Consider the following 10,004-nt stretch of genomic DNA (forward strand, 5'->3'; position numbering starts at 1 on the left):
GTGGGCAAGTATCTCCCTGAACAAACCATCGCTTTCCGCATCTACCACAACGGGGTCGATCAGATCGGCGTGGCCACCATCGACCTGCCGGAGCTGTCCTACATGACGGAAAGCCTGTCCGGTGCCGGCATCGCTGGCGAGATCGACAGTCCGACCCTGGGCATGACGGAATCCATGACGCTGAAACTGTCGTTCATTTCCGTGTATCCCGAAGTGTTCAACATGCTGGACTGGACGCAGTCCAACCTGTTCGAGTGCTACGCCTCGATGCAGATGAGCGATCCGGCCACGTCCATGCGCACCTCTGTCCCCTTGCGCGTCAACGTGGTGGGCCGTGCCAAGAGCTTCCCCCTGGGCAGCCTTGAGCCCGGCAAGAAACAGGGCAATGAGCAGGAGCTGGAAGTGACCCGTCTGGAAGTGCTTCTGGATGGCGAGGAAAAGCTGCTCATCGACAAGCTCAATTTTATCCATCGTGTGAACGGCACTGATCTGCTGGCCACGGTGCGTGCCCAGATGGGCCTGAACGTCTAAGGAGGACGCCATGAGTGAAAATCGTATGCAGACCGTGAAACTGTCCGCTCCCCTGCAGGTGGGCGGCAAGGACGTGTGGGAGCTGACCGTGCGTCCGTCCACCATCGGGGACGAAGAAGACGCCATGCAAGATGCCGTGGGCATGGGCAAGGCCACCAATCCGCTGACGGCGGAGATGACCCTGCTGGCCCGCATCGCACGGGTTCCCTATGACGCCCTGCGGGGCCTGAGCAGCGGCGATTATCTCAAGCTGCGGGCCGCGTTCAATGTGGCGAACCGCGTGAACGCTGTGGATTCCGATGAGGAAAACCCTATGCCGGAGGCGGCTGGGACGCCGGAGCAGGCCTAGCGGAACTGAGGCAGGGCATGGTGGCCCTGGGCAAGGTCGCCCAGTGGCCCCGCTCCGAGATCCGGGCCATGAGCCTGGAGGTATTCACAAGCTATCTTGATGCGGCCGCTGCCGTCGAAAAGGCGGCCAGCGGCGGATAACGAGTATCATGGCCAAAGAAGTTTCCGTTTCCTTCAGGCTGGGCGCGACCCTTGCCGGGAGCTACCGCACAGCGTTCCAGGATGCCGCCGGCCAGGCGCGCATGGTCTCGCAGGCTATCCGCGAGATGGGCAACACGCCCGTGGGACAGCTGGGCGCGGCTCTGGAAAAGCAGGGGGCCAAGCTCACCGGTCTGGCCGGAAAGCTGGAGAAAGCGGAAGCCAAGCTGGCAGGGCTGCGGGCCCAGGCAGAGAGTGCCGGGGCTGCTTCCTCCCGCTTCGCCTCCCGCATCAAGGCGGCGGAAAACCGTGTGCTCGACCTGACGGCGGAGCTGGCCATCAACCGGCAGGAAATGCAGGGCCTTGCCCAGCAGGCCGGAAAGGTCAGCGGCAGCGTGCAGACCCTGCAGGCCGATTACGCGGGCCTCGTCAAGCGTATGGAGCAGGCGAGGGCGGTGCGCTCGGCCCTCCAGACCCACATGGCCAATTCCCGCGCCCTGCAGGCGGAGCGGCAGGATCTGCACAGCCGCCTGCTGGGCACGGCGGCTGTGGGGGCCACGGCGGCCATCCCGGTCAAGCTGGCCGTCAGCGCTGAAGACGTGTTCGCCGACCTGCGCAAGGTCATGGACGCGCCGGAAGAGGTCATGCAGCAGCTGTCTGCCGATGCGCAGGCCATGTCCAACCGTACCGGCAAGAGCTTTGAGGACATCGTGGCCATCATGACGGCGGCGGCCCAGGCTGGTCTCGGCAAGACCCGAGAGGAGATGCTGGGCGTGGCCGAGCAGGCCACGAAAATGTCCATCGCCTGGGGCGTCAGCGCCGAGCAGGCGGGCAAGTCGCTGGCCACATGGCAGGCCGCCATGGGACTCACGACGGAGCAGTCGCGCCACACGGCGGACGTCATCAATGCCTTGAGCAACGAAATGAACGCCGAGGCCGGGGATATCGACCAGATCTTCACGCGCATGGGGCCGTTGCTCAAGGCCTCCGGCTTCGCCACCCAGGACATCGCCGCTCTGGCCACGGCCTTCAAGGCCGCCGGGGCCGAAGTGGAAGTGTCGGGAACGGCCATGAAGAACTTCATCAAGGTCATGGCCGCCGGAGAAGCCGGGCTCACGGATCAGCGCAAGGCCATCTACAAATATTTGCAGATCGACCCCAACGAGCTGCAGAAGCAGCTGCAGACCGATGCGATGGGTGCGGTCATGCGTGTGCTGGAGGCCCTCCAGCGCGTGCGCCCGGAGGAGCGCAATTCCATTTCCTCCCTGCTGTTCGGCGAAGAAAGCATCGCGGCCATCGCGCCGCTGATGACGGAACTCAAGACCCTGCGCCAGGCGGTAAGCATCGCCAACAGCGATGTGTCCGGCTCCGTGGACCAGGAATACGCCAACCGGATGAAGACCACGGCCACCTCGCTGGCCAAGGTCACGCAAAGCGCCCGCAACCTCGGTGTCACGGTGGGCACGGCACTGCTCCCGATGGTGGGGGCAGTGGCGGACAAGGGAGCGTCCGTCCTTGGCGTCATCCGCGATCTGGCCCGGCGCTTCCCGCACCTGACCGGTGTGGTCATGACCGCCGGCGCAGGTCTGGCCACGCTGGCCGTGGGCGGTGTGGCCCTGGGGCTCGTCCTCAATGTGCTGCGTACGGCGGCCAACGGCTTCGGCGGCATGCTGCTGCGCATGAACGCCGCCCAGCTCACGGCTGCCGGTGGGGCGCGGACGCTGACCTTTTGGCAGCGGGCCTCGGCGCTGGCCTCGCTTTCGTGGCGGGATATCCTGACTGGTGTGGGGGGCAGGCTTTCGGCCCTGATGGGGCTGCTGCGTGGCGCTACCCTGTCCACCGTGGCGCTCACCGCTGTCCAGCGTGCCTGCTCCGCCGGGACGGCTGTCCTCTCCGGGGGATTGCGTCTGGTGGGTGTGGCCCTGCGTTTCGCCATGGGGCCGATGGGCGTGGTATTCACGGCTGTGACCGTGGCCGCCGGCCTCATCATCGACAACTGGAGTACGGTCGGCCCGTTTTTCCACTCCCTTTGGAGCGGCATCGTGAGCGTGTTCCAGTGGGCGTGGGGCATCATCAAGGGGATCATGGAGTCCGTGGCCGAGGCCGCGACCTGGATCGGAAAAAAGATCGACGAGATGCCCGTGCTGGGCAGCGCCAAGCGCGGCATTGGCAAGGCCATCGACTGGTTCAGCGGCGAGGATGAAAAGGAGCAGCCGGCGGCCAATGCCAAGGCTGCGGCGGAGCAGAGCGCCGCTCCCAATGCCAGGGCCGCAGCAGACAAGGCATCTGCCGCTAAGGCGCCCCCAATGCCCGATTTACCCAAGGGGCCTCGTTCCAAAGCGCCGGACACTCTGACAGGCCTTGCGTCTGCCAGCGGTTCGGAGTCTGACTACTTCAAGCAGAGCTTCAATGATTTCATGGCGTCCGAAGAGGCAGCCAAGAAGAAAGGGAAAAAGGGCGGCGGGTCGCGCGCTGCCGGCGGCACCACCGTGGTCACGCTGGCCGGGGACAATTCCCAGGTGCAGAGCCTGTACATCCCGGCGGGCAGCCGCACCGGTGTACCCCTGTCCACGCCCCACGCCCTGCCGCAGACGATCACCGTGCTCGCGCCTGCCCAGACAGCCGGCCGTGTGGGCACGCCCACGGCCCTGCCGCAGACGCCTGCCCGTCTGGCCCGGCGCGGCGGCAAGGCCGCCCAGGCTGCCGGGAGCAACGGCCAGATCATGGTGGATCTGACCCAGAATTTTTCGCTCATGTCGTCCGACCCGCGTGCGGTGCGCCGGGTGCTGGAGAGCATCAAGCCGGACATGGAGGCGCTCATCCGCCGGGCGCTGGACAAGATCGCCTCCGACCGCAGGAGGACGGCCTATGCCTAGCGAATACGTCAGCCGTCAGGGCGAGGCATGGGATCAGATCGCTCTGGCCCGCCTCTCCGGGGAACACCAGATGGGGGATGTACTGGCCCTCAACGTGGATGAGCTGGACGCGCTGCTGCTCTCCGGGGAGACGCGCGTCAGCGTGCCGGAGCAGGCCGCCGCCGAGCGGGTGCGCAGCCTGCCGCCGTGGGAGCGTCTGTGATGCGCCGCGCCACCGTGGAGATCAGCATCCAGGGCAAGGACGTGAGCATGGATCTCTGGCCGCATCTGCTGTCCCTCTCCTACACGGACAAAGCGGACGATGAGCTGGACGACCTCCAGCTCACCCTGGAAGACCGCGAGGGGCTCTGGCAGGGCGACTGGCTGCCCAAACACGGCGACATCATCAGCGTGACCATCGTGGCCAGCGATTTCCGCGCCCCCGGAGAGGAGGAACTGGACTGCGGCGAATTTGAGGTGGATGAGCTGACCCTGGAAACCAGCCGCGACGGCGGCGACGTGGTGACCATCAAGGGCGTGCCGGCGGCGGTCAAATCCAGCCTCATGCTGCAGAAAAAAACGCGGGCCTGGGCCGACGTGCCCCTGTCCACCGTGGCGGCGGACGTGGTGGGGCCTGCGGGCCTCGACCTGCTCTACAAGGCCCCGGAGATCGTTTTCGGGCGCGTGGAGCAGCGGCAGGAAGCGGACCTGGCCTTCCTCCAGCGCATCTGCAAGGAGCAGGGCCTGCGCGTGGCCATCAAAAAACAGCTCTGCGTCATCTACTCCGGGCAGGCGGCCGACCAGCTGGAGCCCCTGGAGCTCAAGCGCGGCGAGCTGGCCGTGGAGCGGGCCGGCTTCAAGCGCACCCTGGACGGCGTCTACACGCAATGCGTGGTGGGCTACACCGATGCCGCCAGCTCCGAGACCACGGAAAAGAGTTACCAGCCGGAGCTGCCGCCCACCACGGGCCGGGTGCTGACCATCAACAAACGCATCGAGCATCCGGCGCAGGCCGAGCGCGTGGCCATCGCCGAGCTGCGGGCCAAAAACTGTCAGGAGATGACAGGCTCTTTCGAGTGCATGGGCGATACGCGCCTGCGGGCGGGCACGGTGCTGCGCCTCTCGGGCTGGGGCAATTTCGACACGGACTACATGATCCAGCAGGCCACGCACAGCCTGGGCCGCGACAGCGGCTACCGCACCAGCGTGGAGCTGGTCAAGGCGCTGGACTACTAGGGTGGCGGACATGGATCAGGATCTGCGACAAATCAGACGGGAGATGCGGCCCATTTTCCTGCTGCTGGCAGCGGGCTTGCTGCTCATGGCCGCCGGTGGCTGCTGGCTGGTGCTGGAATTGTGGGGATACTGCCATGAGTGATGTGCAGGACGTGCTGGCCCAGGTCATCCGCGTGGGCTTCGTGACGGCCCGTCAGCCGGAAAAGATGCGCGTGCAGGTGGAGCTGCGGGACACGGTGACGCAGCCCCTGTCCTCTGCATGGCTGCCGGTGCTTTGTCCGCGGGCCTCCGGCGATCTGACCTATGACCTGCCCGACGTGGGCGATCAGGTGCTGTGCCTGTTTTTGCCCTACGGACTGGAGCAGGGCTTCGTCGTCGGCGCCATGTACGGCAAGACCAGCCCGCCGGTGGCCAGCGGGGACAAGTGGCATCGGAAATTTTCGGACGGCACGGTGCTGGAGTACGACCGTGCCGCGCACAAGCTCACGGCCCAGGTGCAGGGCGACGTGGCCGTGACGGCCACCGGCAGCGTGCAGGCCGAGGTCGCCGGCGGCGTCAGCGTCTCCAGCGCGGCCAGCCTGACGCTCATGGTTCCGGCCATGCAGCTGGGCGGCACCGGTGGCGGCACGACCCAGGCGGCCATGCAGGGCACGTTCCAGCTGCAGGATGGGGACATCATCGTGGAGGGCGTTTCCTTCCTGCATCACGTCCATGACTGCCCGCACGGCGGTCAGACAGGGGAGCCGCACTGATGTATCAGGGGCTTTTGGGCACGTTCCCGTTCAGCGTGACGGCGCTGGAGGTCAGCACCTTCCGCGACCTCAAATTTTCGCGCGAGCAGGTCTATGCCGAGCATCGGGTGCTGGCCGGCATCCCCTGTTTGCAGCACATGGGCCGCAATCTCGACCCGGTATCGCTGACCGTGCAGATCGTGCCCCTGACGCCCGTCTCCACCGTGGGCCTGCGCCTGCGCCTGCTGGAGAGCGTGGCGGCCAGCGGCGATGAGATGGCCCTGGTCATCGGCCTCAAATACTACGGGCGGTTTGTCCTCAAGAGTTACGAGATCACCCACCGCCAGCTGCACTACGGCGTGACGCTTTCCGCCGAGGTCCAGCTGGCCCTGCAGGAGTATAACTGATGCCCATCACGCTCACCGTGGACATGGCGCAGCGCCAGAGCATCCAGATCGGCGCCACCGGTCTGGCCGGTCTGGCGCAGGAGATCCGCATGGTGCTGGCCACGCGCAAGGGCTCCGTGCCGCTGGACCGTGATTTCGGTCTCTCCTGGGATCATGTGGACAGGCCGATGGGCGAGGCCATGCAGTACATGGTGGCCGAGATCGGCCAGCAGCTGGAGCGCTATGTGCCGCGCATCCGTGTGCGGGACATCACGTTTTCCAGCAATGATGCGGTGGAGGGTCAGCTCATCCCCCGCGTGACCGTCGAGATCAGGGAGGAGTACCGTGGCGATTTCCAGTGATCTGCGCTCCCTGCCTGCCGTGAGCTTCGCGCCCCTGTCCGCGGCCGACATCGAGGCGTCCATCTTGACCACCTACGAGAGCCTGGCCGGCGTGAGCCTCCAGCCCGGCGATCCGGTGCGCCTTTTTCTGGAGTCCGTGGCCTATGTGCTGTCCGTCCAGAACCGGCTGCTCAACTTGGCCGGTCAGCAGGGCCTGCTGGCCTATGCCCAGGGCGCGCACCTCGACCATCTGGGCGCGCTCATGGGTGTGGCCCGCATCCCGGCGCAGTCCGCCCGTCTGAGCCTGCGTTTTGTGCTGGGCGAGCCCCTGGGCTTTGCCGTGCCCATCCCCGAGGGCACGCGCGTGGCCACCATGGACGGCCAGATCGCGTTCGCCACCATCGCGGACAGCGAGATCGCCGCCGGCGAGCTGCAGGTGGATGTGGCGGCCCTGTGTACCACCTCCGGCGCACAGGCCACGGGCCTCGTGCCCGGGCAGGTGACGCAGCTGGTGGACCCCATCCCCTACATCGTCAGTGTCAGCAACACCACCACGTCGGTGGAGGGGGCCGACATCGAGGACGATGAGCGCCTGCGCGAGCGCATCCGTCTCGCCCCGGAGACCTACACCGTGGCGGGCAGTACCGGTGCCTACGAGGCCCGCGTGCTGGCCGTGAGCGCCGACATCGGGGCCGTGTCCGTCACCTCCCCGGAGCCGGGCGTGGTGGATGTGCGCTTCGTGCTGGCCAGCGGCGAGCTGCCGGACGAGGCCATGATCTCGATGGTGCGCGAGGCCCTGTCCGACGAGACCGTGCGGCCCCTCACCGACAGGGTGGAGGTGGCCGCGCCCGAGACCGTGGACTATGCCGTGTCCGGGCGCTGGTATCTGCGCCGCAGCGATGCCGTGCTGCTCTCCGGGGTGACGGCCGCCGTGGCCCAGGCCGTGGAGGACTGGCGGCTGTGGCAGCGCTCCCAGCCCGGGCGCGACATCAACCCCACGCGGCTCATCGCCGCCGTGCAGGCCGCCGGGGCCAAGCGCGTGGAGCTGGATGCCCCGGCCTTCCGCGCCCTGGAGGCCACGCAGGTGGCCCGCGAGACCGATATTTCCCTGCTGTTCGGCGGTCTGGAGGATGAGTGATGGCCCGCCGCCTCGGTTCCACTCCCTTCCGCGAGCTGCTGCCCGATTCCCTGAGCGGCGATGCCTCCATCCGCGCCGCCGCTGCCGCGCTGGATGGCGTGCTGGATGCGACGACGCGCGCCATCCCGGGTGTGCTGCTGTACGCCCGCCTCGCGCATGACACGGGCTTTGTGGAGCCCGTGGCCATGCTTCCGCCTCTGGCCAGACTGTCGGAGCTGTCCGGCGGTCTGGCCAGCCTCCCGGAGCCTGTGCTGGATCATCTGGCGTGGCAGCTCCATGTGGAGGGCTACGAGGCGGCTGTGGACGTGGCTGCAAAGCGCCAGCTCATCGCCGGCAGCCTGCTGCTGCACCGGCGCCGGGGCACTCCCTGGGCCGTGCGCACGGCGCTGGAGACGGCCCTGCGCCTGCCCACGGTCATCCGCCAGTGGTGGGAGTATGAGGGGCGGCCGTATTTTTTCCGCGTGCGTCTGGACGTCAGTGATGCCGGTCTGGATGAGACCGGTGTGACCGACGCCATGCGGCTGATCTTTGACTACAAAAACGTCCGCAGCTGGCTGGACTGTCTGGAGACCGTCACCACCCGGCCCCTGCCTGTCAGCATCGCTGTGGCCGGAATCATGCGGACCATGCACCGGGTGCGCCTCTGGTTCCCGCCCAGGCCGGTGCCGTCCGGACGCGTCCATGTGGGGCTGGGCAGCACGCGCTGCTCCCGGAGCGTCATCCGGCCCTGGACGCCGCCCCGGCCTGTCCCTGACCTGCGCGGACGCATCGCGTTTGCCATCATCTCACAAAGCCGGAGTATCGTATGCCCCAAGCCCTAGCCACTGTTCCCGGCGGTCTGGAGGATACCCAGACCGTCCCCGGTGTCGCCACCGACACCCCTGAGTATTACTGCCTGCTCACCCAAGCCGGGGCCGTGCTGGAGGCCGCGGCCCATGCCGTCGGCAAGCCCGTCCGCCTCAGCGTCATCGCCGTGGGCGACGGCAACGGCGAGGTCCCCGTGCCCGCCGACGATGCCGTGGATCTCGTGCACGAGGTCTACCGCCGCCCCGTCGACAGCCTGAGCCAGGATGCAGAGGACCCCAACATCTGCTGGGCGCACATCGTCATCCCGGCCACGGAGGGCGGCTTCTGGATACGCGAGTTCGGCGTCTGGGCCGAGCCGCTGGAAGAGGGCGGCCAGCCCGTGCTGTTCGCCTACGGCAACCACGCCCCGTTCTACAAAGCCAAGAGCGTGCTGGGGCAGGCCACTACGCACGAGCTTTCCGTGCCGGTCATCATGTCCGGCACGGCCGAGGTGGAGATCGTCGTCAGCGAGAGCGGCTATGCCTCGCGGCTGGAGCTGCTCCAGATCGCGGGCGTGGTGGAGGATCTGCGTCATCCCCGGGAGGCCGTCTGGACGCTGGATGAGGCCGTGGAGGACGGCGGCACGCTCACTCTGCCGGAGGGGGTGGCCTACCTCCCCGGAGAGCATCTGCTGGATGTGTTTTGGGATGGCGTGGCCTGCTATCCGGGCCAGCAGTATGAGGAAATTTCTTCGGCCGACGCGCTGGAATCGACCGCGATCCGCCTGCTTTTCGCTGCTCCGGCCGGGAGCGAGATGCGGGTGCTGGTGCGGGCGTACAGCATCCAGCCGAAGCTGGAGGGCGTGGAGGTGCCTGATGGCATCGCCGAGCGCGTGGACGCTCTGGAGACACGCCTCGAGGACGTGGCCGCGAACGTGGCCTATGTAGAGAACTAATATTTTTGCCCAAGGAGCAAAGAAATGGCTGATCCCATCAAAGGCGTGCTGAAAGATGTAAACGGCAACCTCTTCCATCCCGAAACCTCGTCCACCCAGGTCAAAACGGCCGACGGCAGCAATGTCGAAATCAAGATCGCATCGCTGCAAAACGCCGTCAGCGGCAAGGTGCCCTGTTATGTCGTGGATGACATCGCCGCCCGTGACGGCCTGGAAAGCCCGAAGCAGGGCGACCTGTGCTGGGTCAAGGATGCCACGGCTGATGAGACCGTCAGCACCGGCGCGGCCCAGTACATCTACGACGGCAGTTCGTGGGTGAAGATCGCCGAAGCCGAAAGCATGGATCTGGTCGTCAAATGGGCCGACATCCAGGGCAAGGAATCCGTGGATTCCGCTGTGGCCAAGGCCCACGAGCACGCCAACGCCGACCTGCTCAACGGCATCTCCGCCAGCGGCGACACCATGACCGTCAACGGCAAAACGTACTATTCCGGGCGCATGGTGGCCATCATCGAGAATGGCGGCGAGATCCCGGCGGACATGAATCCCAACGGCATCG

13 protein-coding genes are annotated in these 10,004 nt (G+C 66.7%); all 13 read left to right on the forward strand.

The genetic code is table 11. From position 1 onward, the window contains the following. Complete coding sequence (locus Q1X76_RS05235; RefSeq protein WP_300718492.1) at positions 1-531, forward strand: phage major tail tube protein; 531 nt, start codon at positions 1-3, stop codon at positions 529-531. 10 nt (positions 532-541) lie between these two features. Then, entirely contained in the window at positions 542-880 is a 339-nt protein-coding gene (locus Q1X76_RS05240) for a phage tail assembly protein (RefSeq protein WP_300718493.1), read from the forward strand. 148 nt (positions 881-1,028) lie between these two features. Further along, a complete protein-coding gene (locus Q1X76_RS05245; protein WP_300718494.1) occupies positions 1,029-3,893 on the forward strand; it encodes a phage tail tape measure protein in 2,865 nt (954 codons plus the stop codon). After that, entirely contained in the window at positions 3,886-4,095 is a 210-nt protein-coding gene (locus Q1X76_RS05250) for a hypothetical protein (RefSeq protein WP_300718495.1), read from the forward strand. Before Q1X76_RS05245 ends, Q1X76_RS05250 begins: the two co-directional genes overlap by 8 nt. Beyond that, positions 4,095-5,108, forward strand: coding sequence for a contractile injection system protein, VgrG/Pvc8 family (locus tag Q1X76_RS05255; RefSeq protein WP_300718496.1), 1,014 nt, complete (start codon positions 4,095-4,097; stop codon positions 5,106-5,108). The genes Q1X76_RS05250 and Q1X76_RS05255 overlap by 1 nt, the downstream gene beginning before the upstream one ends. A gap of 10 nt (positions 5,109-5,118) precedes the next feature. Then, positions 5,119-5,250 (forward strand): hypothetical protein, encoded by a 132-nt coding sequence (locus Q1X76_RS05260; RefSeq protein ID WP_300718497.1) that lies wholly within the window; start codon positions 5,119-5,121, stop codon positions 5,248-5,250. Then, positions 5,243-5,860, forward strand: coding sequence for a phage baseplate assembly protein V (locus Q1X76_RS05265; RefSeq protein ID WP_300718498.1), 618 nt, complete (start codon positions 5,243-5,245; stop codon positions 5,858-5,860). The genes Q1X76_RS05260 and Q1X76_RS05265 overlap by 8 nt, the downstream gene beginning before the upstream one ends. After that, on the forward strand, positions 5,860-6,246 hold the full coding sequence (locus tag Q1X76_RS05270; protein ID WP_300718499.1) for a phage tail protein: 387 nt from the start codon (positions 5,860-5,862) through the stop codon (positions 6,244-6,246). Before Q1X76_RS05265 ends, Q1X76_RS05270 begins: the two co-directional genes overlap by 1 nt. Next, positions 6,246-6,587, forward strand: coding sequence for a GPW/gp25 family protein (locus Q1X76_RS05275; protein WP_300718500.1), 342 nt, complete (start codon positions 6,246-6,248; stop codon positions 6,585-6,587). Before Q1X76_RS05270 ends, Q1X76_RS05275 begins: the two co-directional genes overlap by 1 nt. After that, positions 6,571-7,704 carry a baseplate J/gp47 family protein gene (locus Q1X76_RS05280; RefSeq protein WP_300718501.1) on the forward strand — a complete coding sequence of 378 codons (1,134 nt, stop codon included), beginning with the start codon at positions 6,571-6,573 and terminating at the stop codon, positions 7,702-7,704. The genes Q1X76_RS05275 and Q1X76_RS05280 overlap by 17 nt, the downstream gene beginning before the upstream one ends. After that, positions 7,704-8,525 (forward strand): phage tail protein I, encoded by an 822-nt coding sequence (locus Q1X76_RS05285; protein ID WP_300718502.1) that lies wholly within the window; start codon positions 7,704-7,706, stop codon positions 8,523-8,525. Before Q1X76_RS05280 ends, Q1X76_RS05285 begins: the two co-directional genes overlap by 1 nt. After that, entirely contained in the window at positions 8,510-9,445 is a 936-nt protein-coding gene (locus tag Q1X76_RS05290) for a phage tail protein (protein ID WP_300718503.1), read from the forward strand. Before Q1X76_RS05285 ends, Q1X76_RS05290 begins: the two co-directional genes overlap by 16 nt. 24 nt (positions 9,446-9,469) lie before the next feature. Then, positions 9,470-10,004: hypothetical protein (locus tag Q1X76_RS05295; protein WP_300718504.1), on the forward strand; the 535-nt coding region annotated here is incomplete at its 3' end.

It is taken from the genome of uncultured Desulfovibrio sp. (assembly GCF_949282365.1).
Classification (GTDB): domain Bacteria; phylum Desulfobacterota; class Desulfovibrionia; order Desulfovibrionales; family Desulfovibrionaceae; genus Desulfovibrio.

What these genes read in the sequence shown, in the direction of transcription:
- Q1X76_RS05240 (WP_300718493.1), top strand. Translation starts at nt 542, where the DNA reads ATGAGTGAAAATCGTATGCAGACCGTGAAACTGTCCGCTCCCCTGCAG.
- Q1X76_RS05245 (WP_300718494.1), top strand. Translation starts at nt 1,029, where the DNA reads ATGGCCAAAGAAGTTTCCGTTTCCTTCAGGCTGGGCGCGACCCTTGCC.
- Q1X76_RS05250 (WP_300718495.1), top strand. Translation starts at nt 3,886, where the DNA reads ATGCCTAGCGAATACGTCAGCCGTCAGGGCGAGGCATGGGATCAGATC.
- Q1X76_RS05255 (WP_300718496.1), top strand. Translation starts at nt 4,095, where the DNA reads ATGCGCCGCGCCACCGTGGAGATCAGCATCCAGGGCAAGGACGTGAGC.
- Q1X76_RS05260 (WP_300718497.1), top strand. Translation starts at nt 5,119, where the DNA reads ATGGATCAGGATCTGCGACAAATCAGACGGGAGATGCGGCCCATTTTC.
- Q1X76_RS05265 (WP_300718498.1), top strand. Translation starts at nt 5,243, where the DNA reads ATGAGTGATGTGCAGGACGTGCTGGCCCAGGTCATCCGCGTGGGCTTC.
- Q1X76_RS05270 (WP_300718499.1), top strand. Translation starts at nt 5,860, where the DNA reads ATGTATCAGGGGCTTTTGGGCACGTTCCCGTTCAGCGTGACGGCGCTG.
- Q1X76_RS05275 (WP_300718500.1), top strand. Translation starts at nt 6,246, where the DNA reads ATGCCCATCACGCTCACCGTGGACATGGCGCAGCGCCAGAGCATCCAG.
- Q1X76_RS05285 (WP_300718502.1), top strand. Translation starts at nt 7,704, where the DNA reads ATGGCCCGCCGCCTCGGTTCCACTCCCTTCCGCGAGCTGCTGCCCGAT.
- Q1X76_RS05290 (WP_300718503.1), top strand. Translation starts at nt 8,510, where the DNA reads ATGCCCCAAGCCCTAGCCACTGTTCCCGGCGGTCTGGAGGATACCCAG.